The organism is Neisseria zalophi (assembly GCF_008807015.1).
Classification (GTDB): Bacteria; Pseudomonadota; Gammaproteobacteria; order Burkholderiales; family Neisseriaceae; genus Neisseria; species Neisseria zalophi.
This window is the reverse complement of record NZ_CP031700.1, coordinates 1130120-1156484: the sequence shown is the minus strand read 5'-3', so window position 1 is coordinate 1156484 and position 26365 is coordinate 1130120. Positions and strand designations below refer to the sequence as shown.

Here is a 26365-nt window from a genome sequence, read left to right as displayed (position 1 = left end):
ACATTTTCCAATACAGATATCGCTTGCCGATGAAGCAGTCGCACCGGTAGTTGATTCAGAGCGTGATTTAAACTGAGTAGCTTCTATTACTTTACTACTAACATACCCTGCACCTACTACAGATCCTGCAATTAAAAAAACCTTGTATAATCTTACCAACCTCTATAGCGGCAAGAAACAAATAAGCATAAAGCTCTAAAGAGTCTATCTACTTTTGTGTATTTGGCACAAACTGATATAAATTCAGACTTCCCCATAACCCAATCGGATCCTAATTCACAAACCGACCATAATCCGACTCGTAATACCTAAAGAAGTTATAATGCAAGCCTGTTTCTTGGTCACAATACTGCTCTCTTGGTCTAACTTTCCCAAACCTTTATATTTTCTAAACCACAATAAATTCCCATCTCTATCAGTCATCTTTCACGGGGTACCAATTTGGTCGCAGTGGAAATAATTAATATATTGGTAGCTTTTCCCTTCTTTATTTTGTCCAACTGCAGATTTGTGCTATCGGTATAGATATAGGTATACAGGCCGTCTGAAAGGACATTGTGAGCGGGATTGGAAGAAAGAGACGAGTGGTCATGTGATCGCACAGACCATATGCTTTAAATAAGCACTTTATTTAAGCTAAAACTTACTGTCTAGACACTAATATCCTATACAATAAACAATTTCATCTAATTCGATTGCTTTTTGAAAAAAATTAACTAAGTTTAAATATTGATTCGGATAGTTTTCCAAAAATACAATAATCAACTTTTGATGTGATGGGTATAATTTGGTATCCGAATAAGGATCAATATATATACCGGTTTTCTTTTGAATAACCTCAATCATCTTATTAATATTTTCATCATCTGTATTTATAAAAATATTTTTTTCATTATAAAAAAGTTCTAGCATTTACCCTTTCCACCTTAGTTATTTTGATATACTTGGTTTTAGACAATATGCCAAATTTGGTCAAAGCAAAAAATAAATATCTGGATTTAAAATTAAATGGTTAGCTAATATAACTAGCTAAAATTAATTTATATTCTTTCCAATCATTTTCAATTTTTTTGTATAGTTTGTTATTTTATATAAATCATTTTATCATGATGGCTAGAAAAACACATATCTACACTAGATATAATCCATTTTATTATCTCTAATGATTGTTGTGTTTTAGGAATATTGGGTAATTCGAATAATAAATCTTGGCATAGTTTAAGATTGAAAAATGAATTTTCAAAAAGCTCATAACAAAAAGTATCTTCAATTTCATCATTTTTTTGTTTTTCTAGAATGTTCATATTTAAAATTCCTACTAGTTAGTTAATGAGCTAATTCTATTTTTTTGCTTTTTTGGTTTTACTTTTATTTAACTATTTTTTTATTTAATAAGATTAAATCAACATGACGTTTATGGCTAAAATCATTAATTTCATCTTGTAAATGTTTATGTTCTAAACCATAATCTTGCATTGCATAGGCTGTTTTTATCATAAACAATCCAATTTCTAAAAAAGTTTCTGGATTTGCCAAGATTTTTACTTCATCTAGCTTTAAATCAACTGGCTTACCAACTTCATTTCCATAAGCTACAAATTTTTTCATATCCCAAAACCTTTATTTTTAAGAAATTTCTTCTACTTAATTTAATATATCGGCCTCACAAGATAAGAAATAAGCATAATTATTTATTTCTAACTCCCCATCCACACATCCTTTTATTTTTTCTGCTATTTCTTCTGTTATCCAATACTCATAATACATTAGGCCGGTTTCATTAAAAATTTTTTGTAAAAAACCAAGAGAAGGTTGGTTTTTAAAATTTAAAACCCCAATAAATAACTCTCCATTCTTTTCATATTTTGATATAAATCTTATGGATTTTTTCATGGTTGAACTCTCCTAGTTTTAATAGGCCCTTTATTTGATTCCCAGTTATTGGATCAAAAGCCCCTAAGTGCTTTCCTTTTTTATTATATTTTTCGCCGTCAGCCAGTTCACGGTGAATCAGGTTATCTAAATCATCATAATAATAGCTGATGCCGTTATAGGTTTTTAAACGATTGTCGGCAATCTTATCTTTAAGGTTGTCTGAAAGGTTATTGTGGGCGGGGTCGAAGGCAAAAATTTCTTTGTCAGCTTTGGTGATTTTGCAGAGTGTGTCGTATTCAAATTTTGTTACACCACATCTTTGGTCGCTGCTGTGAATCAGATTACCAATTTTATCGTAGCCTTAGCTACGTTTTACGGCAGTCTAACCCGTAGCGGCTGGTGAGTTTACCCTGTATCCGTTCGATTTTACGGTCAGTTTGTCGCTTTTGATGTCGGTGATGATAAAGAAAAGCGTGCACCCCCCCAAAGGTACGCACTCTACGATTTGAATAGATATTTTATGTAGGCTACAGCTTACTTTTTACTTGAGCCAATCATTGACTGCAATCTTGATAATCTTCAAATTCCCACAACCCTAATTGGCTAAGTTTTATTCCTATTTCTTCCCAGTCATCTCCAGTAATATTTTCTATAATATTCTTTAACCTACTAAGAATCCTTTTATAATTAAACTCAAAAACAATAATATACGACCTACCAATGATAATATCAGATTTAGAGTAATTATCTTGCAACCAAAGTGGTGTACAAAGAAAAATATCTATACTTTCTTCACCGCCCAAGTCTTTTTCTCCTACTATTAATCGAATATTAAATCCAAAATTATCTGCTATTAAAGGGGTGTAATCTTCTAATTTTTCATCAATATCATAACTATAAATATCTTTTAAAATAGCTTTCATCTCTCACCTTTTCTAAAAATTAAATTATGGAATAATATCTAAATGTCTATTTCCTTGCTATGGCTCTTTATTTACATTTCTCCATTCAAAATTGGCTGCGGGCGGGTATATAACCCTATCTCTTGCATAAGTATTCAATACAAGCTATGGTTTACTAGTCATCTAAGGCAATCTTTTATTTTTAATCCATCTCAAAGCATGATGTAACATTTCATCTAAATTATTAATCCCTCCATGGGCTACAAATTGATTGCGATTGGCTTCTATTGACACCCAATTCTTATCAGATCTCTCAAGGAAAATATTTATACTTTCCTAGATAACTAGAATTATTCAAAAACATATAAAATAACCCTTATAAAGAAAAGCCATTTAAATCAGTATAAACAACACAAGCTAATCGAGCTGTTTGTTGCAGGCGTAATAGCTAAAATAGCAGCACAATTAGCAAGCATTTATAGAAATACTGCCGTTTATTATTTTTACCGACTACGTTTGCTGATTTATCAAAACAGTCTGCATTTGGAAAAGTTCGATGGTGAAATCAAAGCTGATGAAAGCTATTTAGCGGCCACAGAAAAGGTAAACACGGTCGCGGTGCAGCCGGAAAGTACTGGTATTCGGGCTGTTAAAGCGAAATGGCAAGGTTTATACCGTAGCCGTTGCGAATACCCAAACGATTACTCTACTACCTATTATTCAAAAACAGGTTAAGCTTGACAGCATTGTTTATACAGCCGGAGATTTTTGCAAAATATATTATTCACGAAATTTGACGCATAAAAATACGTTGAAATATTTCAACTAACTAAAAATTTTCTAAATTTAAATGAAAAGTAGATAAAATCGGAAAAAATTTTATTTTGAAAATTTTATTGAGCATAAATTTTTAATAATTTATTTTATTAAAAAGACCTTAGGCCGTCTGAAAAATCAGACAGCCTTATTTTTATCATATTAAGCCGTTATTAAAATAATTAAAGTCAATCAATTATTAAGCAGATAACGTACCTTTCGTTGAAGGCATACGCCCAGCCATACGATCATCAAACTCAACGGCCATACGCAAAGCACGGCCAAATGCTTTAAATATAGTTTCAGCCTGATGATGGGCATTCTTACCCTGCAAGTTATCAATATGCAAGGTCATCATACTGTGATTGACCAAACCGGCAAAAAACTCACCAAACAGATCCACATCAAATCTACCGATTATTGCACGGGTATATTCCACGTTATAAGACAAACCCGGACGACCGGATAAATCAATCACCACGCGGCTCAAAGCCTCATCCAGCGGCACATAAGCATGACCATAACGGCGGATTCCGGCTTTATCACCCAAAGCCTGCTTCAACGCCTGCCCCAAAGTAATACCAATGTCTTCTACTGTATGGTGATCATCAATATGCACATCACCTTTGCATGTAATATCAATATCAATCAAACTATGACGTGCAATCTGATCCATCATATGTTCTAAAAATGGTACACCGGTATCAAAATGACTCTGTCCTGTTCCATCCAAATTAATGGCAACCGAAATTTGTGTTTCGCTTGTATTGCGGCTAACCATTGCCACACGCCCTTCGGCAGATTGGAAATCCAATACAGGCTTATTGGTATGCTGCGGTATGGCGGCAGATGCGGCCGCTTCTTTTTTACGCTGTTCGGCTTCCAAATCATGTTCGCGATTCATCCAGCCTTTACGTTTACCCATACCGCTTTCAAGTTTTGCCAATAATGAGGCTCTAATCCCCCGTCCGTTTTCATCATCACTTTGTATTTCCAAGCGACGTTTGATTTGCGATAGCGATGCCGAATTATCATAACCGCAACGGCGGGCTAATTCGGCCATAGAGCCGGCTTCTTTAATCAGCAATAATAAATTTTGCAAATGAAGTTGTGTTTTGTTCATAACTGTTTCCAAATATGTTTCATTAAATTAATAAAAAATCAGCAATGTTATTTTTCAAACTATAATTTGAAATTAACTTTTATCTTTCGTCATATAGTTTATTAAAAACATTGATTACGGCATTATTTTCCTCAGGTGAGCCTACGGTAATACGCACACATTCATCCAAAAGCGGATGTACGCCGTGCAGTTTTTTAATCAAAATTTTATTTTGTTTTAAGGTTTCATACAGCAACGCGGCATTAGGTACTCTTACCGTAAGAAAATTAGCATCGCTGGGAAAAACGTTCAGACGGCCTATGGCAGATAATGCCGCAAACAACCTTTCCCGCTCTTTTTTTAGTTTTTCAATAGTCTCCGCAATTTTTTCAGCATGCTGCAATGCAAACTTAGCTGTTGCCAGACTTAATTGATTCATATTGTAAGGCGGCGTAATTTTTGCTAACTCATTAATCACCGTAGCAGCGCCAGAAGCATATCCGATACGCAAACCGGCAAAGCCGATTTTGCTGATAGTTCGCATCACAATTAAATTTTCAATACTCCCCGCCTGAGAAAGAAAACTATCACGACTAAAGGCACCATATGCCTCATCGACCACCACAATACCCTTGGCAGCACGGATAATTTGTTCCACTTCTTCACGCTGAAAACACACACCTGTCGGGTTATTCGGATACGCAATAAAGATCAAAGCCGGATTATGCTTTTCAATTGCTGCCAAAACTGCGGGTAAATTCAAGGTGAAATCATCATTCAACGGAACACCGACATAATTCATGCCATACAATGCGGCATTATGTTTATACATCACAAAACTCGGCTCCACCGCCAAAACCGTTGCATCAGGCTTGGCAACCAACATGGTAAGCAACTGAATTAATTCATCAGAACCGTTGCCCAATGCAATTTGAGCAGCATCCGGAATATTAAAGGCCTGCCGAAGCGCTTCTTGCAATCCGCTAGTAGCCGGATTGGGATAAAGGTGGATAGGCGCTTGAGACAATAATTCCAACCATTTTTTTTTAAGTGTCTCGTCACCTGAAAACGGATGATAAGGGCTTTCCATTGCATCCAATTTCATAAAGCCTTCCGGCAATTCGGCAACCTGATACGCCGTTAATGCTTGAATATCGGCACGTATAAAGTCAGATAATATTGTCATATCTGCATTATTCTTTCCATAATTATCTTTATAAAATACTTATACAGGCACCTAAAATAAACATACCCGAAAAGTAATTTCGTTATTATATAGAAAAAATTACTTCTATTGCTATATTTATTATAGATTATCTTAAATAATTCACATTTTTTTACTAAACCTATATAAAACAAAAGCATCACTTTATATTTATTATGTTCTTTATGCTAAAAATAGTGAAAAATAATAAAAATAAATAATCGATAAATAAAAAATCAATATGCATCATTAAATTTATTGTAGAAAACACCACATTTAATCTAAAAATTTATTGCTATTAAAGTTTTTCAGTTAGCGAATACCAGTAAACAAACGGGACAGAATATCATCTGCCCCGTATCAAACTGCTATATTTAATATTTAAGAATATAGCCATACACAATTTTTCAGACGGCCTCAATAACTCAAGTGCCAAAATACACCGTATCACCATCATCAATACGGCGTATCTGCCAATGATATACCGCTTCCAAGCGCTCCGGCTGCATCACTTCCTCCGGCGTACCGGCAGCAACGATGCCGCCTTTATCCAACAGTACGACATATTGGGCATAACGGGCGGCAAGGTTTAAATCATGCAAAACCATAACTGCACTAAACTCATTCTGCCGAGTATTCAAATAATGCATTAAACCATGCTGATGACGGATATCGAGATGGTTACACGGCTCGTCTAGTAGTACGACAGGCGCTTTCTGCAATAACGCGCGAACAATATTGGCACGCTGCCGTTCACCGCCAGAAAGCGTTTGAATCCGTTTGCCGGCCAAATCCTGTAAATCAAAATAGGCTAATAATTCAGTGATATCTTCCGAAGATTTCGAGGCCGTCTGAAACGGCCATGCCGCGCCATTTTGAACACCCAGCCGTACATATTCTTCCAAAGTCAGCGGCATTTGATATTGACCATGCTGCCCTACCCACGCCACTTTACCCTGCTTTAATTGGGGCGGTACGGCATGATCGAATAAAGTGATTTCACCTTTGCCCGCCAAGCCGATTAATGCCTTCAATAAAGTAGATTTACCCGCACCATTCGGGCCGATAACAGCAGTATGGCAACCGGCCGGAATATCCAACTTATCAATAGCCAACAGGGTTTTATTTTTGGTTTCGACAAGCAGGTTACGGATACTGAAAGCAGTCTGCATAGTCATTTCCTCATAATTAAAACAGGCATTGCCTGATTTTTTTATTCAACAGACCTTATACACGGTTGCGCAACGGCTTTAAAAACAGCCACATAAAAAACGGACCGCCCAATAGAGCAATCACAATACCCACCGGTAGATCAACCGGATAGGCAAACCATCTGGCCGCACTATCCACTACCAACAAGAAGACCGCACCGAGCCAGCCCGAAAGCAAAATCAGCTTACTGCGCCGCCCGCCGACTGCCTGAGCAACCACGTTCGGAATCATCATGCCGAGAAAGCCGATAATGCCCGATAGCGAGACCGCCGCACCGGTTAACAAAGCCGCACCCACCACCGTTTGCACGCGTACGCTGTTTACCGAAATGCCCATACTCACCGCTGTTTCTTCGCCCAGCATCAAAATATCCAGTTTTTTACCCACCAATACCAATAACAGCAAGCCGGCCAACATCACGGCAAAAGCATACCATTGCGAAGTAAACCCTGCCTCAGACAAACTGCCGGAGAGCCATACCGTCGCACTACGCAACACCATATCATCCGACAAAAACAAAATCAGGCTCACAATGGCGGCGGAAAAAGCACTCAACACAAAACCTAAAACCAACAAGCCCAATGTGCCGCCGCCGATAAAGCGGTGTACCCCCAAAATCAATAAGCAAACCGCCAAAGCCCCCAAAAAAGCCGCCAATGGTACACCAATAGCACCGCCGCCTAATGCCAATACCGCAATCACGCCCAAAGCCGCACCGCCCGAAGTACCGATCAGACTGGGATCAGCCAAAGGGTTTTCAAATAATGCCTGCAACGCCGCACCCGCCGCCGCCAAAGCCGCCCCGACCAATAAAGCAGATATCACCCGCGGCAAACGGATGGCACGGATGGTTTCATCCATTTCATGCGGCATCTGCCAATCGCCGAAGCCGATACCGGCACAAAACCAGACAACCGCAACGGAAACCATCAATAAAAGAATAAGTGTTCGAGCTTTCATTATTTATCCCCACCGAATTCAATAAGGCCGTCTGAAATAATTTCAGACGGCCTCCGATTCGGATGGCCGTATTATTTTGCCAAAGCGTTTAATTTGCGTACGATTTCCGGCGTATCCAAACCATAACGGAACATATCGTTGGCTTTCCAGAAATAGATTTTGCCGTTTTTAGCCGCATTGCTTCCTGCTATTTCAGGACGGGCGGCAAACTGTTTGGCACTGCCGACCATCTTCATATTATGGTCGGCGATAATAATCACATCCGGCTTAGCTGCAATCCACGCTTCGCGTGTTAACGGTTTCATACCGTCGAGATTGGATGCCGCATTAATACCACCCGCACTTTTAATAATTTCATCGGCTGCGGTATTTTTGCCTGCAACAATACGGCCGTCATAACTAAATAAATAACGTTTGCCGTTTTTCGGCTGTTGCTTCATCTGAGCCTGCCATTTACCGGCTAACGCGTTGGCTTGCGCCGTTTTATTCATTAACCGGCCTACGGTACGAATAGCTTGCGGATAAGAAGCCAAGTCGTCTTTGGGCGCCACATTAACCGCATTGATACCGGCGCCTTTCAAACGGTCGAAAACACTCGTAGGCTGAACCATCCACGAGCCAATAGCCAAATCCGGTTTGGCCGCAATAATCGGTTCTACATTCAATTGGCGGTAAATACCGATAACCGGCTTATTTTTTACCGCCGGATTTTGAGTCGTTTGATCACGGCCGACAATCTCATTGGTACCGCCCAAAGCCACCACAATATCGGTCACATCCGGCGACATCACCACAATGCGTTGCGCATAGGCAGTTTGAAGCGCCGCGCACAAAACGGCAGCGGCAAATATGGTTTTTTTCATCTCTTTATATCCTTTAACTTTTAATTTGAATCGGTTTCAGACGGCCTCTGCCATAACGTATCGGTTATTTCACGCCATACCGCTTGTTCCTCTTCACCTTCTTTGCGCTTGCCAAATAGCTGAATGACGGTTTTACGGCGGCTGTCGAAGCCCTCGATACAAGTAATAAAGCCATCGCGTGTCGGACGGCGCACAATCCAGCTTTCAACGATTTCATCATCTTTCAAATGCATACTGAAGCCTTCTTCTTTACCGTCGAGCACATTCAAATAACCACGGGCACGGACAATATTATGCACTTTGCCGGTTTGAATCTGTACGATACCGCGGTTGCCCGAAAAAATCATAATTTCCATGCCTTTATCCCGCGCTGCCTCCAGTGCGGCCTGCCAAACTTCCACGCCGACCTGCTTGGCTCCGCCGGACGGGGCATGACGATAAGATTCCTGACGGTCGATACCGAATGTTTCCAGAATACCGTTAAAATGATGTACATCTTTTAGTTCGTTCCAACGCTCCTGAAAAGCTTTTTCATGCCCCTCAGCTAATCTGGGCACGGATACCTCAGGCAATTCACCCTTTTGGAATACCGGTTTATCAGCCGTTTTAAACGCTTCGATAAAAGCATGCCACTCGGCATCCTTATTTTCTTCAATTAAGAAAACCTTTTGAAGCGCCGTGCCGAACTCATCATAAAATTGAATCGAACGGCTTACTTTGCCATGTTCGCCCACACTTTCCACCGCCAACACATGATGCCAACGGCCGGCGAAAATACGCAGATCGATACCCCCCGGGTTTACTGCAATACCCGAACTTTCAGATATGCTCACATTTTCATATAAACCCTGCTTTTCATGCACGCAAACACTGTTGCGGACAATACTCTGTATCTGCCCCAACGTATGCAATTTCAACACAATACCACGCACATTGGACTTGCCGCCCAAATAAACCGTTTTAGGGGCATCGGCCATTAATTCGCCCTCGCTCACACCTAAATCAGCCGCAGCCTCACGCGGGAAATACATACCTTGTTTATTTGCCTTATTCTCTTGGTATTGTTGCCAAAGATTTGCCATTATTTTTTCCTTTTCTTTTCTCATCTATATTTTCAGACGGCCTTTTATACTGCACAACCACTATATAGTATTAAACATGATCGAACAGGCCGTCTGAAACACATTATCTTTATCTTTGCCGATATCAAACCAACTGCTATAAAAAATCATTGCCTCATTATCATCACTATTCTGAAACTTTAAAATAGAACAAACAGCCTTTGATAATGATTTGTATTTAACAGTAGGTATTTATAGCACAAAATCCCATCCTATATGGCAGGATTACATAAAAATTTTCCTAAATTATTTGTCATGTACATTTATACACTGTTAACCAACATATCAACAACCTTTCCGATTATGAAAACCATATGAGATAAATGTATAGGAAGAAGTTCGATAAATGGGGCAAAGTTAGATTTGGCTGAATAATATGAGATGGTAAATTTAGAAACTTAATGTACACAGTACAGCAAAATAAACGGGGAGGGGTTAGCCTGTTTCTTTGTCGTCATAATTATCTGCCAAGGGATTTAATAGCGATATCTAATAATGCCGACTTAGCACTCGGCTGATATTAGTCATCTCCGCTTATGGATAGAAATAAACCTACCAAAATGACCTTTTTTGCCCCCTTCCCAAGAGACATTTCCAAATAGTATGTGCTTTTCCATGATTACTTAGAAACCACCCATGGATTGGTAATAATACATCTAAGGTCAGTGTAATTAATACCTTTTTTCATTTTTTAGCCCCCATTATCTACTAATGTGTGGATAAGGTTTTACGCGACCAGCCGCCCGAAAGTGGAAAACGTGCTCAATTGGGTGTAAAAAATTAACCGCTGGACGTTAAACCGCAGTAATACGTCGTTTTCTGGCATCGCCTTAATGGCCGCCAGACTGAGATTGCCGATAATGCCGTCGTCTGCTACGCCTACTGCACGCTGCAGCATACGGGCGGCATTGCCGGAGCCGTGATTGATGCAGGTATCAAAAAATTGATAGACCACCGCACCGAACATTTGGTCGGAGACCTTTGCGAAATAGTCCTTCACCCGACAGCCGAACTCCAAACACAGGATTTCGGCTGTTTTTGACCGCAATATCCCCTTTATTACTCCTCAGATGCCTAATTAATAGGCATCCGGCTGCCTTTTAGGCAGCAATAGGCGCACGTAGCCTGTTGGCCGCCTTCAACAGGTTCAAACATATCGCTTTCAGATGACTTTGCGCCGCTACTTTCTCCAGCCCGAAGTAGGCTGCCCGGGCATAGCGGAATTTACGGTGCAGCGTACCGAAACTCTGTTCCACTACATAACGGGTTTTCGATAAATATTTGTTGCGGCGGGTTTGCGCTTCCGTCAGCGGACGGTTGCGATGGGATTTACTCATAATGCCGTCTTTCAGTTTATATTCTTCCAGATACTTTCTGTTTTCCGCACTGTCATAACCTTTATCCGCATAGACCGTTGTCTCTTTGGCAATGCCTGCCAATAAAGGCAACAGATGTTTGCACTCATGGGCATTGCCCGCTGTAATATGCAGCTTCTCAATGTAACCTTCCGCATCGGTACGGGTGTGCTGCTTATAGCCTAATTGATGATGACCGTTCTTCTTCACCCAACGGGCATCTTTATCTTTGCTCGGTGTGGTTTGACCGGTTATCTCTCCTTCGCTATCAACCTCTATGGACTGACGTTGTTTACTGCCGGCCGTCTGAATAATCGTCGCATCAATAACGGCAGCCTGTGCCTTCTCTACCTTTAAGCCTTTCTCAGTCAGTTGGCGGTTAATCAAATCCAACAGTTCGGCCAAGGTATTGTCTTGTGCCAGCCAGTTGCGGTAACGGCAAAGGGTACTGTGATCGGGAATATTCATCTCGTCAAAATGACAAAACAGGTTGAAATCAATACGGGTAATGAGACTGTGTTCGAGTTCGGGGTCGGAAAGGCTATGCCATTGGCCGAGTAAAACGGCTTTAAACATAGCCAATAAGGGATAGGCGGGACGGCCGCGGTGATCTCTGATATAACGGGTTTTCTGACGATTCAGATACTGCTCTACCGGCTGCCAATCAATTACCTGTTCGAGCTTTAATAAAGGAAAGCGGTCAATGTGTTTGGCAATCATGGCTTGGGCGGTTTGCTGAAAGAACGTACTCATGAGAAATCCCTTAAATATCTTTGGTGAAGAATTTAAGGGATTTTTAGGGTTTTTGCAAAGGTCTCGGTCGGCGTGATAACACCCCCAAATGCCTTGCGGTAGATATTGATAGCTTGGATTACGGGTCATACTGCGCATAGAGCCTGTATAACCATTAGCCAAGGCCGTACGTTTGGTGATGCTCCAATTAGTCTCTCCGCCAGGGTCTTTGGGATTGTTAACATAACCGTCCTCATGCGACAGTACCCGATTGATAAATTGGTTAAACCTATCCATACGAAAAATCCCTGTAACTGATGTCGTTACAGGGATTTTGAAGCAGTTTATGCTTTTGGACTTTTAAACGGGTTTAAAAAATTAATTGCTTGGAAATGATGTTAAAATTACTTTTTTAGGTTTACGAGATCCATTTTTCTTTAAGTCGTATTCAATAGTTACATTTGCTCTAATAGTTGCATTATTCGCTAGCATATTTAAATCAATATCATCAGGTAATTCTAAGCGTACACGTGATGGAACGATTTGGTCTATGACTGCATACCATCCTGTATTTTTATCACGGTCAGTAGCACGAATTTGAACATCTATATCATCGTAATCTTCCGTAAGCGGTGTATTTCTTAAATCAACTTCCTTAGGCAAAGTTACCACAGTTTCTTGAGCAACCGGCTCAATTCGGGTATCGTCTGCACCAAGAATAACGTTGCCATTATTTTTATTTGCTGGTGCATATACCTTCGCCACATTATCTGCAGTTTTTTGTTTGCTGCCGCCGGTTACTTCTTTTACAACTTGAACCAAATGCTCACCATCCAACCTAATAGAATCATCTGCATTGATTACAGTAATGATATTGTTAGTCACAGCTTGCTGTTTCTCCTGTGGGCTTTGGAATAAAAGGTAACCTGCGCCTACCCCTAAAAGTGTACCCATTGCAAGCATAATAATTCTAGACATATTAATGTTTCCATCTTGGTTTTCAGTCCCTAGGAATTTTCGTATTTTAAGACAGAATTCATTAAAAGCAGCTTCATCTTTAAAAAATAAATTGAAAATCAGTTTTTCAAGAAAAGAGCCTCTTTCTATTTCAGAGACCGCTACTTGGATTTTCTGGATTTTGACTTCAAGTAAGTTATTCAAAATAGCAGGAAGATAGCTACTCGTTAGTGTCTCATAGGCTTTTAGCGAAGTAATTAAATCTGCCACTAATACAGGTTCATCAAAGGTGTAGCGAAATTCGTGTTTAACAGAAAAAACGGAATATTCTTTCTCATCAACAACAGAGAAACTTTTAGTAATCATTATTTCCCTTTCTATCTTTAATTATTAATTAAATCGTCTGAATCTTTCAGACGGCCTGAGTATGCTGTTTATTTCAATGCCTCAATTAGCTGCTTTCTGTTATTGTCTTTATAGACGCCGAAACTTGATAATGCTGTTTGTATTTATCCAAAACTGCTTGAGATGAATTTGTATAGGTTGCTTCTGAAGCATTATCTGCCTGTGTAGATGAAGTATTGGGTGTGCAGGCCGATAAGATGATAGCGGCAATGAGTAATGAATTTTTTTTCATACGCTCCCCTTTATTTTAAATGTTTAGTAAAAGATAAAAATATATCACAAATTATCACATATTCAACTGAAAAAATACCCGACATTACTATCGGGTATTTTTTAATTTAGCTCTTTTGAGACATTAACCACTCTGCCTATTATTTCTATATCAGGATGGTCTTCTAAACGTAGTTGCATCGGAGGATAAGTGTGGTTATCTGAAATTAATAATAAGCTGTTATCAGGTTGCTGCTGAACTCTTTTAACCCATAAGGTATCACCGAAACGTATCACATAGATATGGCCGTCACGGGGGGCACTACGAGCAGTATCTACCAATAACGTATCTTTATTGCCGATGGTAGGTTCCATACTATCGTCACGGGCGATAACCGCATGTAGAAATAAAGACTTTAACCCTCTTGAGGTTAACCAATCTTTTCTGAAGGCCAAACGGCTTTCCGGCTCAGATACTCCGTAAGCGGTGGAGCCATGACCTGCTGATACTTCCACATCATACACAGGAATATAAGCATATTCACCCGATTCTCTATCATCTACGAAATACATATTTCTATCGCCTGTAAGCAGCCAGTTTAAATTTATACCTACTTGAGTGCTTAATTTAACTAAAACTTTCTGCATTAGGTTCCCTTTCACCACTCAAATAGTTTTGAAAGCCTCTATAAGCAACACCTGATCTATCTGAAAATTCTTTTATTTTCAAATTTATATTTTTTAGAACTAAATTTACTCTTTCGGAAATGCTCATTTGCTCAAAAAACCTATTAATTATGTATAGTCTGTCATATAAAATACACACATGGACGCAAATATAGAGATGTAAAGTATTGGATAGTAGCCATTGGGTTAGGTTTAAATTTAAACGCAGATTATCATAGGCCATTAGGAAATTTTTCAGACGGCCTTGATTTTTCGGCATTTTAACCTTATAACCTATATCTATTTTTAATTTTATGAGAAATATAAAAACCGCATGACCCACACCGTTCACCTTCAATTCGACGATATCGACAATACCGTATTGCAACGCTTATGCGGCGCACTCGACCACAACCTCAACACCCTTGCCCAAGCGCTGGATATTGAAATCAGCCGACGCTTTTCCAACTTTACTTTTTTAGGCGAACTGGCACATGCAGGCCGCCGTGCCCTCGTTTCACTGGCCGGACTTGCCGAAAAACGCGACTTGGAAGACAACGATATCCGGCTTGCCGCCGTCGAAGCCAAAACCGCCGACGAACAATATCAGGAAAAACACCACGATCAACAATATTATTTGCGTACCAAACGCGGCAGTATCGGCGGGCGGACGCCCCGTCAAAACGGCTATATCCGTGCCCTGCTCAACCATGATATTGTGTTCGGTTTAGGGCCTGCCGGTACGGGCAAAACCTATCTGGCCGTTGCCGCCGCCGTCGATGCGATGGAAAAACACCAAATCGAACGTATTATCCTCGTCCGCCCCGCCGTTGAAGCCGGTGAAAAACTCGGCTTTCTGCCGGGAGACTTGGCGCAAAAAGTCGATCCCTACCTGCGCCCGCTTTACGACGCACTTTATGATTTAATGGGCTTCGACCGTGTCGGCAAACTGCTTGAAAAAGGCCTAATCGAAATCGCCCCGCTTGCCTATATGCGCGGCCGTACACTCAACGGCGCTTATGTGATTCTCGACGAAGCACAAAACACCACGCCCGAACAAATGAAAATGTTCCTAACCCGTATCGGATTCGGTGCCAAAGCCGTGATTACCGGTGATATCAGTCAAATCGACTTACCGCGCAATATCAAATCCGGTTTAAAAGATGCCAAAGAAAAACTGGCCGGAATCGAAGGCTTGTATTTCCACACCTTCACCAGTGAAGACGTTGTGCGACATCCGTTGGTACAAAAAATTGTCGAAGCTTACGATGCGGCGGATGAAGCGGAAGCATAACATTCCTAACCTATCTGTTTTCAAAGCAGGCTGACTGCTTGCGTAAAATTTTATTGATAAGAATTTATCGTATATTCAACAATAAAAGAGAGTAAAACACGCCGATGCGTTTTACTCTCTTTTTTTAATTTATCCCTTTGAATCCAATCGAATTCAAAGGGATAAATTTATATCAGTGTGTTATCCGATTAAGCGGCAGTTTCACCAAACTGACCACTTTGATAGTCTCGCATTGCTTGAACAATTTCTTGCTCTTTGTTCATCACAAACGGGCCGTATTGAACAATAGGTTCGTTTAACGGACGACCAGTAACAAGAATCAATTTAGTCGCCTGATTTTTATCCGCCTCGATAACGATACCATCGGCATTATCATCATTTTTTAAGACGGCCATATGTTTGATCGGTAAATTTTGACCTGCAACAGTCGCACTGCCTTCATATATAAAGAGAAAGCCATTGTGGTTTGCCGGAATGTTATGTTTAAACGTTGCACCTGCCGGCAAATGAATATCCAAATAGTTAGGTTCTGTCGTTTCGCGCGTTACCGCACCTTGGACACCATTTGACTCACCGGCAATTACAGTCACTTTAGTACCATTTTCAGTTTCGAATTTAGGCAGATCCGCACTTTGGAAATCTCTGTACCAAGGATCTTTCATTTTATCTTTGGCGGGCAGATTTAACCAAAGTTGGAAACCGTCCATTTCGCCATCTTCTTGTTCCGGCAGTTCTGAGTGAATAACACCTCTTGCCGCGGTCATCCATTGAACACCGCCATTTTCCAATAAACCTTCATGACCGGCACTGTCTTTATGACGCATACGTCCGGTTATCATATAAGTGATGGTTTCAAATCCACGGTGCGGATGGCTGGGGAAACCGGCAATATAATCGTCAGGGTTATCGCTTTTGAAGTTGTCCAACATCAAATACGGGTCTAAACGTTTTTGTAATTGATGGGTTAATACACGGGTGAGTTTTACACCTGCACCATCTTGAGTTTCTACACCGGCATATAAGAATTCAATTTGACGGGATTGATTCACAACCACATCATTTTTCACTACATTTGTCATAATTATCTCCTAAAATGGTATGTATTCATTACTGATTAATTATAAGCCTCTTTAAATGGCTCTCTAGTATTGCGTATAACATATATCCGGAATCTTATTAAACAAGAGGCTGAGAAAGCAAAATCACAAAAATTAACGATAAGATACTGATATAAATATTAAAAATAACATTTATTTAAAAAAGACAAGTAAGTTTCAATATACTTCAATAAAAAATCTTTATTAAAAATAAATAGATACATCTACCAAAGTAAAAATTATTGCATATAGCATTTTTACTTATTCACAAATAATAAACTAATCAATAACTTAAAAAAATACCATACATAAAATATTGACTATAATTTTTACTTTACATAAGATGATAAAGATTTTCATTTGTATTTAATGCTTTATTATCAACAAGTATAATCATTACAATAATAATGAAAATATTAAAATAAAAATCAATCATCTATTGATTTTTCACTTTGTATGTTGTTGTCACTATTACTTTCCTCTATGCATCAGGAGTTTACCTCTATGAAGAAAAAAACCAATGTAATACTAACCAGTACCCGCAAAGGCTCTATGGCTTTAGGTGTCGGCTTGCTGGCAGCTGCCATGAATCCAGCCTTAGCAGCAGACTCTACAACAGAACTTGATACGGTTGATGTACGCAGCAACAGACCCATCCGCAGCGGTTATAAAGCACCGGATACTACTATCGGCAAACGCTTGCAAGATATACAAAATATTCCGCAAAGTGCAACAGTTATCAATCGTCAGGTCATGAAAGACCAGGCAACTTCCGATCTGAAAGATGCATTAAAAAATGCAGGTATTACCTTCCAAGCAGGCGAAGGCGGACAAACAGAAGTACCGATTATCCGTGGCTTTCATGCCGGTGGCGATGTATACGAAGACGGTATACGCGGTTCTTCTACTGAATTTAATAATGACACTTTCAATACCGATCATATTGAAGTACTCAAAGGTAGTGCTGCTGTATTATTTGGCCGCGGTGCTTCAGGCGGTGTAATTAATCAAGTCAGCAAAATGCCTTATTTAGGTACTGGTGGTGATATTGCTGTCGGCTTTGGCAACCGCAAATATAAACGTATTACAGGTGACTTCAATCATGCGTTTAATGACAATGTTGCCGTTCGTTTGAATGTGATGGGTGAAGATAAAGACTCTTTCCGAAAACCCGCCGATACTAAAAAATTCGGCATTGCGCCTGCCATTTCTATCGGTTTAAGTGAAGATACCCAATTTGATTTCAATTATAAATATGAAAAAGTAGACGGCTTCCCCGACTTAGGGATTCCATATCGCCGTACCGGAGATAGAACAGCTGAAGCCGATGAGCGCCTAATTGATAAAAACTTCGGTCACCCAAATGTTGATTATGAAAAACGCCGCAACCATTCAGCAACAGCCAAACTAAGTCATAAATTCAATGACAATGCTAATATCAGCAACACCTTACACTATGCTAAAACAAAATATGATTATTTGGTGATGGCACCACGCTGGAATAGCAATGAAACGCAAGTACGCCGCCGCTTTAGAGATTATAAGCACTCTCGTTATGATTCAGACGCATGGAGTAACTTAACAGATTTCAACTATAAATTTGATACAGGTAATATTAAACATGACTTATTGGCAAGCTTAGAGTTAACACAAGAAAAACGTAAAAACTATAGCGCCAATACCACTTTCTATTTAAATGGCAATCAAGTAACAGGTAACGAAGGTTTACCATACAACGTAGCTACAGGTACCTTTGCGCAAGGTAATGTTGGCTTTACACGTAACCCGCAACGGTCTTCTGATTTAGAAACCCGCACTATCGGTATCGGCCTGAACGATATTATAGAATTGACCCCAACGGTGAAAGCCATTGCCGGTGTACGCTACAACCATATTAAAACCGAACATAAACCTATTCCTAGCGGCAAAATCACTTCCCGTTCAGACGGCCTGTGGACTTACACCGGTAGTTTAATCTGGGACTACAAACCCGGCCATAATGTTTATGCCACTTATGCCACCGCCGCCACACCGGTTACTTACCGTGTAACGGGCCAACCCGCTGCTATAGATGCTTCACAATTGGTTGCTGCTCCGGAAAAAACCCGTACAGTAGAGGTTGGTACCAAAAATGCATTCTTCAACGATACACTGACTGTGAACGCCGCCCTATTCCACACCCGTAAAACACAGCAATATTACCGTGATGCCGGCTTCATTGATGAAGCAAAAGTTTATGGTTTGGATACTGAAGTGGCCGGCCGTATTACCGACCGCCTCAACTTGATCGGTAATGTCGTAATCAGTAACGGTAAAATGAAAGCATCAGACCCCGCAACTGTGCAGTTAGACGGCCATTTCCCTGAAACAGCCGCCAAATTCACCGCCAATGCATGGGCAAATTATCGTATAACCGACGACATTAATACCGGCTTAGGTATACGCCATATCGGTAACCGTTATACCCATTCACCTTCTGCAAACGGTGGTATTGTACAAAAACTACCTGCTTATACCGTAGTTGATGCGATGGCCAGCTACGAAAACCGAAATTACCGTGCACAGTTAAATGTCAATAATCTGTTTGATAAAAAACATTTCACAACAGGCCACCGCCGTCAGGCTATCCCGGGTGATCGCCGCACCATCTTGGCTACATTCGGTTATAAATTCTAAGCATCAGGTATAACCTTATGAAAACCGGTTCGGCATAAGTTTGGCGGTATCGAACCGGTTTGTTTCATCAGGAATAGGCCGTCTGAAAACAACCGGATAACGGCAACTTTTTCAGACGGCCTAAAATAAACAAAACACTCTTTCAAGCGAAATCTTTTAAACAATTGGCAACCCAAACCAGTAAGGAATACCATTATGTTGCTGCATATTGAAAACGTATTGACTGCCGAAGAATTGGCATACGCACAAAACCTGTTGGCAGATGCTCCGTGGAGCGATGGCAAAATCACCGCCGGCAAACAATCCGGACAGGTGAAGAACAACCTGCAACTGCCTCAAACCAGTGAGATTGGAATGGCTATGGCCGAACTGGTGAAAAGCGCTGTATTACGCAATGCCGAATTTTTTGCTGCAGCACTGCCCCATACGGTTTTCCCGCCCTTAGTGAATTGTTACCGTGAAGGCCAAAATTTTGGCAACCATATTGATAATGCTATCCGCCAAGACCCTTATACCCAACGATGGGTTCGGACCGATGTTTCCAGCACTCTGTTTCTCAATGATCCCGATGAATACGATGGCGGAGAGTTGGTGATTGAAGACAATTACGGCAGCCACAGCGTCAAACTGGCTGCCGGCGATATGATTGTTTATCCTGCCACCAGCCTGCACTATGTCACTCCGGTAACACGGGGGCAACGCGTTGCCAGCTTTTTTTGGACACAATCTATGATTGCCAGTGATGAAAAACGCACGATGTTGTTCGATATGGATCGCGCCATTACTTCGATACGTGCCCAATACGGCGAAACCGATGAATCAGTATTATTGACCGGGGTGTATCACAACCTGCTCAGACAATGGGCTGATATGTAATGACATACAGCCATCCAGATGAAAATATTAACAAATTGAATATCGCCTAAGTAACACCTAATCGATAAACCCCCTGCTTATTCATAATAAAAGCAAGGGGTTTTATTTTCTTAATCTACAACAATAAATAAATTATAATTTATGCATAAATAAAAAAGCCATCCATCAAATCATTCAATGATTTGAAACGACAAAATCGTATACATTATTTGATTGTTTTCCATAAAGAAAAAAGCCTAAACAGTTGTTTAGGCTTTAGAATTTGGCTCCCCGACCTGGGCTCGAACCAGGGACCTGCGGATTAACAGTCCGTCGCTCTACCGACTGAGCTATCGGGGAAGAAGTCGCTATTATAGCTGCAGAATAATTTGTGTCAACGCTTTTGTGATAATATTTTTTAGATAATTTATAGTATATTGAATTTAAATTATATTTATTTTAATTTTTTATTTGTAAGTTTTCGAGCTTACAAAAAAAGCTGCCTGTTTGAAAGCAGGCAGCTTCTGACCGCAGGATATTAACAGCAACGTCCACCAGAAGAACCGCAGCGCCGTTTACTGCAATAATCCTGAAATTGTAATTTAGTCATTACAGGTGCATTAGGATTATTTTTACGTTGGCGTGCTACATAGTTATCATAATCGGGCACCCCGACCATCAAACTGGTAGTCAATCGTACGGTTTTCCAAATATCCTTCATGCGGCTTAATCTATTACGACTCATTTTGTTGAACCTCGTTGCGGTAAACAGGCGGTACTTCTTTAGCTGTAGGCCAACCTACTTTACGCGCACTTAGTGCCATTTTCAAGCCATATATTGCTACGATCACAACTACAGAAAGGAAGAGTACAGTTAAGCTGGAGTTCACATAGTCATTGAATGCAATACGACCCATTTGCTCCAGATCTTTAGCAGGTGCTAAAACTTCACCTCGATTTGCCGCATCATTGAATTTGGCAGCATGTGCCAAGAAGCTGATTCTTGGATCATCATGGAATAATTTTTGCAACCCTGCATAACAAGTGACAAACAATACTAGAACAGCAGGAACCAAAGGAACCCATATATACCGTTCGCGCTTCATCTTCACTAATACAACCGAACACATAATTAATGCGACTCCCGCCAACATTTGGTTGGCGATACCGAATAATGGCCACAGAGAGTTAATGCCGCCAAGAGGGTCTGTTACACCGGTATACAGGAAATAACCCCAGAACGCTACCGCTAAGAAAGTTGCAATCAAGTTAGCAGGTATAGAATCTGTATTGCTGAAAGGCTTATAGAAAATACCGCCTAGATCTTGAATCATAAAACGGGAAACACGGGTACCCGCATCAACGGCAGTCAGAATAAACAATGCTTCAAATAAGAGCGCGAAGTGATACCAGAATGCCATCATGGCTTCACCCGGAATCAATTGGCTCATAATATGTGCCATACCGACAGCTAAAGTTGGCGCACCACCTGCTCTAGAAAGAATAGTATTCTCGCCCACCTCTTTGGCCGTATGCAGCAATGTATCGGCAGTTACGGGGAAACCAAGTTGGTTGGTAATCACTTGCGCAGCTTGTGTGGCATCTGTACCAATTAAAGCAGCAGGGCTGTTCATAGCAAAATAAACACCTGGTTCAAGCGAAGTAGCAGCAGCCAAAGCCATAATAGCCACAAAGCTTTCCATCAACATACCGCCATAACCGATCATGCGTACATGGGTTTCGTTTTCCAACATTTTTGGCGTCGTACCGGAAGAAATCAGCGCATGGAAACCTGAAACTGCACCACAGGCAATGGTAATAAATAAGAACGGGAATAATGCACCGGAGAAAACCGGGCCGGTACCATCAATAAATTTGGTTACGGCAGGCATTTGCAAAGACGGGCTCACAATCAAAATACCGATTGCCAACGCCATAATAGTACCAATTTTTAAGAAGGTAGACAGATAGTCGCGCGGTGTAAGCAATAACCATACGGGCAAAACAGAAGCCACAAAGCCGTAAATCATAATGGCCCATGTCAATTGAACACCGTCTAAGTCAAAGAAATGGCCGAAGGAACTATGAGCAACATCTTCGCCATAGATAACCGCCAACATCAATAAGATAAAGCCGACAATGGAAATCTCGCCGATTTTGCCCGGACGGATATAGCGCGTATAGATACCCATAAACAAGGCAATAGGCATTGTGGCGGCAATGGTGAACGTACCCCATGGGCTGTGTACCAAAGCTTTAACCACAATCAGCGCCAATACAGCCATAATGATGACCATAATCATCAAAATACCGATAGAGGCAATCAAACCGGCGGTTGTACCGAGCTCTTGTTTCACAATATCGCCAAGTGATTTACCGTCACGGCGCATGGAAACAAACAAAACCATCATATCTTGAACGGCACCGGCAAATACCACACCGAAAATAATCCATAGCGTGCCGGGCAGATAACCCATTTGTGCAGCCAATACTGGGCCGACCAACGGGCCGGCACCTGCAATTGCAGCGAAATGGTGACCAAACAAAACACCTTTGCTGGTCGGTACATAGTCCAAGCCGTCGTTATGGCGCTCAGCCGGTGTCAGACGATTGGGATCCAACTCCATAACCTGTTTGGCAATATACAAGCTATAAAAGCGGTAAGCGATACAGTAAACAGCAACGGCGGCAACAACCATCCATACTGCACTTATCTGTTCACCGCGGCTCATGGCAAGCGTGGTAAATGATGCTAATCCAACCAATACCACAATGCCCCATATCAGAAACGTTTTTAACTGTTTCATAGAGACCTCGTAAGATTATTAAAAATAGAAAAAGACTGATTAAGTTACTCCTGAGAGTATAAGCAAGTAAAAGACATTTAATTTTTCTAAACAGTAGATATTTAAATTTAAAACAACCTGACAGTATGAAAGCAAAATATAAAGATTACATACCAAAATACCTATGTAAATTATATATGATGCGACATAAGCAATCATGTTGAAGATTAGCACAGTTATGCCTGCAAGAGTATCTGCCAAGCACCTTAAATTCAAATAGCATTGAGAAAAGTCAAATACCTTTGTGAAACATAAAAAATTATTGGTAAAAACTCATTAATATTATATTGGAAAAGCAACACTGCCAGAATAAAAAATGATAAAAAAATCAAATATTTTTAACAAAAAAGCCGTCTGAAATTCCTCAGACGGCCTATCAAACAATATTATATTAATCAAATATTTAATTTATCTGTTTTTTCACCCCAATGAAACCATTTCAATCTGATCCATACTACGCCCTAAAAAACGCTCGCCAATGGTTCGGAAACGCAAAGGAATATCGCTCACATAAAAGCGGTAATCTGCCGACGGATTATCGGTATTCAGCAACCCGGCTGCCATAAGGGATTGAGCAGTTGCCTCCGCGGTGGTGATAGCGGAATCCACCAATGAAATACCCGGTGCTTCCTCTTTAAGCAAAGGCTTCAATAGTGGGTAATGAGTACATCCTAACACCAACGTATCAATATCTTCAGCCAGCAACGGACGTAAATATTCACGTGCAGTTAAACGGGTCACTTCATGATCCAGCCAACCCTCTTCAACCAGAGGCACCAACAACGGGCAAGCCTGAGACTGTACTCTTGCAGCCGGATTACGGCTGTGTATCGCACGCGCATAAGCATTACTGTTCACCGTTGTACTGGTGGCCATAATACCGATACGGCCATTACGGGTGGTTTGCCATGCCGCTTCGGCACCTGCGGTAATCACATCTAATACCGGCATATTGCCCGCCATAGCACGAACCTTATTCACGGCCACAGCCGCAATCGTATTACACGCTACAACCAAGGCTTTTACTTCATGCTGAAGCAGAAATTCAACAATTTGTGCCGTAAATGTTTCAATGGTTGCACGGGATTTCACACCATAAGGTACCCTGGCGGTATCGCCGAAATACACAATATTTTCCATCGGCAAACGTTCCATTAATGCACGTACATTGGTCAGGCCGCCGATACCTGAATCGAAAACCCCGATAGGGCGTTGTTTATTATCTTTCATCATATATTTTAATTAACTGTTCAGGCCGTCTGAAAACCTTTCAGACGGCCTAATATTATTCTTTAATAGAACTGATAATTGTACACTGTTTCAACACAAACGAATGCATTATCATATAGTGTAAAAGCCAAAATCCGATTATTTTAACCTGATTTCTCAAGCAATAAGGTTTCCAAGCCTCTTGAATTCCAGCATAATACGGACTTAACATATCCGAACCAAGCGCGTATAAACCATGCAAACCGCACCGATTACCCGATTACTGCCTGATGAAAATGCTACCCTACAATTGGGGGCTGACTGGAGCAAAAGTATTAAACCGCCTTTAGTCGTTTATCTGCAAGGTAACTTAGGCGCAGGCAAAACGACTTTTGTCCGCGGCTTGCTACGCGGTATGGGTTATGATGGCGCGGTGAAAAGCCCTACTTACAACATAGTCGAAACCTATCCTTTGCCAAATGCTGTATCCCTAAATCATTTTGACCTCTACCGTTTCACCACACCTGAGGAATGGGAAGATGCCGGCTTGGATGATATGTTTACCGCTAACAGTATTTCGTTGATTGAGTGGCCGCAACAAGGTGGAACTTTTGTTCCATCTGCCGACCTTACCATTACATTATCTAATGAAGGCACAGGCCGCCAATGCACAATCTTTGCACATACCGAACAAGGCCAGAAAAGTTTAGAAATATGGTTAAATTAACACGTCGCCAAATTGTCCGCCAAGCCTCCGCAGGCTTATTGTTTACTTTAACCCCGATAGCGGCGTTTGCCAAAGCGGCACCGCCCCAGTTTGTTGCCGTGCGTATTTGGCCGGCCAGCGCTTATACCCGTATTACTTTAGAATCCTCGAAGGCTTTGAAATACAATCATTTCACTTTAGACAACCCATCACGTTTGGTGATTGATATTGAAGGCGCATCACTCAACAATGTGCTTCAGAGCATGTCTTCTAAAGTACGCAGCAACGATCCTTATATCAGAAATATCCGGGTCGGACAGAATACAGCTACTACTGTACGGGTAGTTATTGATTTAAAACAAGCTGCCAATCCACAGGTATTTGCTCTTGCCCCGATTGCTAATTTCCGCAACCGTTTAGTTGTTGATTTGTACCCGTCAGCCGCTTCCGCACTGGCAGCAGAAGCTAATGATCCACTCATGGCTCTGCTCAACGATTATTCACAAGGAAAAATCCAAAACGACGGTACCGGTTCGACACCGCCGGTTCGCAACCGCAATCCGGCCATTGTCAATACACCGCCGCCAAGTACGCCCAATCACCGTAATCGCCGCCCAATTATTGTATTGGATCCCGGACATGGCGGTGAAGATCCCGGGGCTATCAGCAAAGGCGGTCTTCGTGAAAAAGATGTGGTACTTTCCATTGCACGCGAAACGAAGAAACGTTTGGAAGCGCTTGGTTATAAAACCTATATGACCCGCAATGAAGATGTATTTATTCCATTAGGTGTACGCGTTGCCAAAGCACGACAATTGAAAGCTGATGTATTTGTTTCCATTCATGCCGATTCTTTTACCAGCCCAAGTGCGCGCGGAACCGGTGTTTATGCCCTCAGTACCCGTGGCGCCACCAGCTCTGCGGCAAAATTTCTGGCACAAACACAAAATAATGCCGATTTGGTCGGCGGTGTAAAAAAAGTAGGTAACCGCAGTATTGATAATGCTATTTTGGATATGACCCAAACTGTTACTATTAAAGACAGTATGTCGCTTGGGAAAAATGTATTATCGGAATTAGGCAAATTAAACAAACTCCATAAAGGCCATGTCGACCAAGCCAATTTTGCCGTATTACGTGCTCCCGATATTCCTTCTATTTTGGTTGAAACCGCATTTCTTTCCAATCCGACCGAAGCACGTCTACTGGCCAGTTCGTCTTTCCGACAAAAAAGTGCGCAAGCCATTGCCAACGGTGTGAAAAGCTATCTCAACAATGCCGTATTGGCACGCAGATAACTTT

The 26365-nt window shown here is 41.0% G+C and carries 28 protein-coding genes, 1 tRNA gene and 3 pseudogenes; 7 read left to right on the top strand and 25 right to left on the bottom strand.

Going from position 1 to position 26365, the window contains the following annotated elements; genetic code table 11:
* Nucleotides 1–657: 657 nt before the first annotated feature.
* The 5 genes from D0T92_RS05305 to D0T92_RS11530 form a co-directional block, all read right to left on the bottom strand.
* Nucleotides 658–912, bottom strand: a complete 255-nt coding sequence (locus tag D0T92_RS05305) for a hypothetical protein (RefSeq protein WP_151050903.1) — start codon at nucleotides 910–912, stop codon at nucleotides 658–660.
* Nucleotides 913–1082: 170 nt separating this feature from the next.
* Nucleotides 1083–1304: a hypothetical protein gene (locus D0T92_RS05300; protein WP_151050901.1), complete on the bottom strand. Its 222-nt coding sequence runs from the start codon at nucleotides 1302–1304 to the stop codon at nucleotides 1083–1085.
* 64 nt (nucleotides 1305–1368) lie between these two features.
* Nucleotides 1369–1608 carry a hypothetical protein gene (locus D0T92_RS05295; RefSeq protein WP_151050899.1) on the bottom strand — a complete coding sequence of 80 codons (240 nt, stop codon included), beginning with the start codon at nucleotides 1606–1608 and terminating at the stop codon, nucleotides 1369–1371.
* A gap of 36 nt (nucleotides 1609–1644) precedes the next feature.
* Nucleotides 1645–1893 carry a DUF7683 domain-containing protein gene (locus tag D0T92_RS05290; RefSeq protein ID WP_151050897.1) on the bottom strand — a complete coding sequence of 83 codons (249 nt, stop codon included), beginning with the start codon at nucleotides 1891–1893 and terminating at the stop codon, nucleotides 1645–1647.
* Nucleotides 1859–1999, bottom strand: coding sequence for a colicin E3/pyocin S6 family cytotoxin (locus D0T92_RS11530; protein ID WP_225315164.1), 141 nt, complete (start codon nucleotides 1997–1999; stop codon nucleotides 1859–1861). The genes D0T92_RS05290 and D0T92_RS11530 overlap by 35 nt, the downstream gene beginning before the upstream one ends.
* 108 nt (nucleotides 2000–2107) lie before the next feature.
* On the opposite strand from D0T92_RS11530, the gene D0T92_RS11525 reads away from it, so the two are divergent.
* Nucleotides 2108–2278, top strand: a complete 171-nt coding sequence (locus D0T92_RS11525; protein WP_225315149.1) for a hypothetical protein — start codon at nucleotides 2108–2110, stop codon at nucleotides 2276–2278.
* A gap of 151 nt (nucleotides 2279–2429) precedes the next feature.
* Here D0T92_RS11525 and D0T92_RS05280 read toward each other — a convergent pair whose 3' ends face one another.
* Complete coding sequence (locus D0T92_RS05280; RefSeq protein ID WP_151050895.1) at nucleotides 2430–2798, bottom strand: Imm8 family immunity protein; 369 nt, start codon at nucleotides 2796–2798, stop codon at nucleotides 2430–2432.
* Between the two features lie 357 nt (nucleotides 2799–3155).
* Between D0T92_RS05280 and D0T92_RS05270 the strand changes: the two are divergent.
* A pseudogene (locus D0T92_RS05270) lies at nucleotides 3156–3558 on the top strand (transposase); the annotation flags it as partial.
* Between the two features lie 234 nt (nucleotides 3559–3792).
* Here D0T92_RS05270 and hisB read toward each other — a convergent pair.
* From hisB to D0T92_RS11515, 13 genes and pseudogenes are all read right to left on the bottom strand, one after another.
* Nucleotides 3793–4716 (bottom strand): imidazoleglycerol-phosphate dehydratase HisB, encoded by a 924-nt coding sequence (hisB, locus tag D0T92_RS05265; protein WP_151050893.1) that lies wholly within the window; start codon nucleotides 4714–4716, stop codon nucleotides 3793–3795.
* Nucleotides 4717–4795: 79 nt separating this feature from the next.
* Nucleotides 4796–5881, bottom strand: coding sequence for a histidinol-phosphate transaminase (gene hisC, locus D0T92_RS05260; RefSeq protein WP_151050891.1), 1086 nt, complete (start codon nucleotides 5879–5881; stop codon nucleotides 4796–4798).
* 443 nt (nucleotides 5882–6324) lie between these two features.
* A complete protein-coding gene (locus tag D0T92_RS05255; RefSeq protein ID WP_151050889.1) occupies nucleotides 6325–7071 on the bottom strand; it encodes an ABC transporter ATP-binding protein in 747 nt (248 codons plus the stop codon).
* Between the two features lie 55 nt (nucleotides 7072–7126).
* Complete coding sequence (locus tag D0T92_RS05250; protein WP_151050887.1) at nucleotides 7127–8071, bottom strand: FecCD family ABC transporter permease; 945 nt, start codon at nucleotides 8069–8071, stop codon at nucleotides 7127–7129.
* Between the two features lie 71 nt (nucleotides 8072–8142).
* A complete protein-coding gene (locus D0T92_RS05245) occupies nucleotides 8143–8934 on the bottom strand; it encodes a heme/hemin ABC transporter substrate-binding protein (protein WP_151050885.1) in 792 nt (263 codons plus the stop codon).
* A gap of 20 nt (nucleotides 8935–8954) precedes the next feature.
* Complete coding sequence (locus tag D0T92_RS05240) at nucleotides 8955–10016, bottom strand: ChuX/HutX family heme-like substrate-binding protein (protein WP_151050882.1); 1062 nt, start codon at nucleotides 10014–10016, stop codon at nucleotides 8955–8957.
* Between the two features lie 766 nt (nucleotides 10017–10782).
* A pseudogene (locus D0T92_RS05235) lies at nucleotides 10783–11031 on the bottom strand (putative peptidoglycan-binding domain-containing protein); the annotation flags it as partial.
* A gap of 124 nt (nucleotides 11032–11155) precedes the next feature.
* On the bottom strand, nucleotides 11156–12163 hold the full coding sequence (locus tag D0T92_RS05230; protein WP_151049983.1) for an IS5 family transposase: 1008 nt from the start codon (nucleotides 12161–12163) through the stop codon (nucleotides 11156–11158).
* 86 nt (nucleotides 12164–12249) lie between these two features.
* Nucleotides 12250–12439 (bottom strand): annotated as a pseudogene (locus D0T92_RS11830) (glycosyl hydrolase 108 family protein); the annotation flags it as partial.
* An 81-nt stretch (nucleotides 12440–12520) separates the two neighbouring features.
* The gene (locus tag D0T92_RS05225; protein ID WP_191963673.1) at nucleotides 12521–13465 is read right to left on the bottom strand and encodes a hypothetical protein; all 945 of its coding nucleotides are present in this window, start codon (nucleotides 13463–13465) and stop codon (nucleotides 12521–12523) included.
* A gap of 85 nt (nucleotides 13466–13550) precedes the next feature.
* Entirely contained in the window at nucleotides 13551–13736 is a 186-nt protein-coding gene (locus tag D0T92_RS05220) for a hypothetical protein (protein ID WP_151050876.1), read from the bottom strand.
* A gap of 101 nt (nucleotides 13737–13837) precedes the next feature.
* Entirely contained in the window at nucleotides 13838–14362 is a 525-nt protein-coding gene (locus D0T92_RS05215; RefSeq protein WP_225315148.1) for a S24 family peptidase, read from the bottom strand.
* Complete coding sequence (locus D0T92_RS11515) at nucleotides 14343–14723, bottom strand: hypothetical protein (protein ID WP_225315147.1); 381 nt, start codon at nucleotides 14721–14723, stop codon at nucleotides 14343–14345. Before D0T92_RS11515 ends, D0T92_RS05215 begins: the two co-directional genes overlap by 20 nt.
* Between D0T92_RS11515 and D0T92_RS05210 the strand changes: the two genes are divergently transcribed.
* Entirely contained in the window at nucleotides 14715–15674 is a 960-nt protein-coding gene (locus D0T92_RS05210) for a PhoH family protein (RefSeq protein WP_151050874.1), read from the top strand. The genes D0T92_RS11515 and D0T92_RS05210 overlap by 9 nt on opposite strands.
* Nucleotides 15675–15862: 188 nt before the next feature.
* On the opposite strand, the gene D0T92_RS05205 is transcribed toward D0T92_RS05210, so the two are convergent.
* Nucleotides 15863–16753, bottom strand: a complete 891-nt coding sequence (locus D0T92_RS05205; RefSeq protein WP_151050872.1) for a pirin family protein — start codon at nucleotides 16751–16753, stop codon at nucleotides 15863–15865.
* A gap of 522 nt (nucleotides 16754–17275) precedes the next feature.
* Here D0T92_RS05205 and D0T92_RS05200 point away from each other — a divergent pair.
* Nucleotides 17276–19447 (top strand): TonB-dependent receptor, encoded by a 2172-nt coding sequence (locus D0T92_RS05200; protein WP_151050870.1) that lies wholly within the window; start codon nucleotides 17276–17278, stop codon nucleotides 19445–19447.
* Here D0T92_RS05200 and D0T92_RS05195 read toward each other — a convergent pair.
* Nucleotides 19444–19641: a hypothetical protein gene (locus D0T92_RS05195; RefSeq protein ID WP_151050856.1), complete on the bottom strand. Its 198-nt coding sequence runs from the start codon at nucleotides 19639–19641 to the stop codon at nucleotides 19444–19446. The two genes, D0T92_RS05200 and D0T92_RS05195, sit on opposite strands and share 4 nt — an antisense overlap.
* A 1-nt stretch (nucleotide 19642) precedes the next feature.
* Between D0T92_RS05195 and D0T92_RS05190 the strand changes: the two genes are divergently transcribed.
* Entirely contained in the window at nucleotides 19643–20323 is a 681-nt protein-coding gene (locus D0T92_RS05190) for a Fe2+-dependent dioxygenase (protein ID WP_151050858.1), read from the top strand.
* 263 nt (nucleotides 20324–20586) lie between these two features.
* Here the strand turns inward: D0T92_RS05190 and D0T92_RS05185 are convergent.
* The 4 genes from D0T92_RS05185 to murI form a co-directional block, all read right to left on the bottom strand.
* Nucleotides 20587–20662: transfer RNA gene (locus tag D0T92_RS05185), tRNA-Asn, on the bottom strand.
* Between the two features lie 178 nt (nucleotides 20663–20840).
* Nucleotides 20841–21023 carry a YbdD/YjiX family protein gene (locus D0T92_RS05180; RefSeq protein ID WP_151052986.1) on the bottom strand — a complete coding sequence of 61 codons (183 nt, stop codon included), beginning with the start codon at nucleotides 21021–21023 and terminating at the stop codon, nucleotides 20841–20843.
* Nucleotides 21024–21036: 13 nt separating this feature from the next.
* Nucleotides 21037–23109 carry a carbon starvation CstA family protein gene (locus tag D0T92_RS05175; RefSeq protein WP_151050868.1) on the bottom strand — a complete coding sequence of 691 codons (2073 nt, stop codon included), beginning with the start codon at nucleotides 23107–23109 and terminating at the stop codon, nucleotides 21037–21039.
* Nucleotides 23110–23568: 459 nt separating this feature from the next.
* Entirely contained in the window at nucleotides 23569–24378 is an 810-nt protein-coding gene (murI, locus tag D0T92_RS05170) for a glutamate racemase (RefSeq protein WP_151052985.1), read from the bottom strand.
* 235 nt (nucleotides 24379–24613) lie between these two features.
* Here murI and tsaE point away from each other — a divergent pair, with 235 nt between their 5' ends.
* Nucleotides 24614–25084, top strand: a complete 471-nt coding sequence (tsaE, locus tag D0T92_RS05165) for a tRNA (adenosine(37)-N6)-threonylcarbamoyltransferase complex ATPase subunit type 1 TsaE (protein WP_151050866.1) — start codon at nucleotides 24614–24616, stop codon at nucleotides 25082–25084.
* On the top strand, nucleotides 25072–26361 hold the full coding sequence (locus D0T92_RS05160; protein ID WP_151050864.1) for an N-acetylmuramoyl-L-alanine amidase: 1290 nt from the start codon (nucleotides 25072–25074) through the stop codon (nucleotides 26359–26361). Before tsaE ends, D0T92_RS05160 begins: the two co-directional genes overlap by 13 nt.
* The last annotated feature ends 4 nt before the right edge of the window (nucleotides 26362–26365 follow it).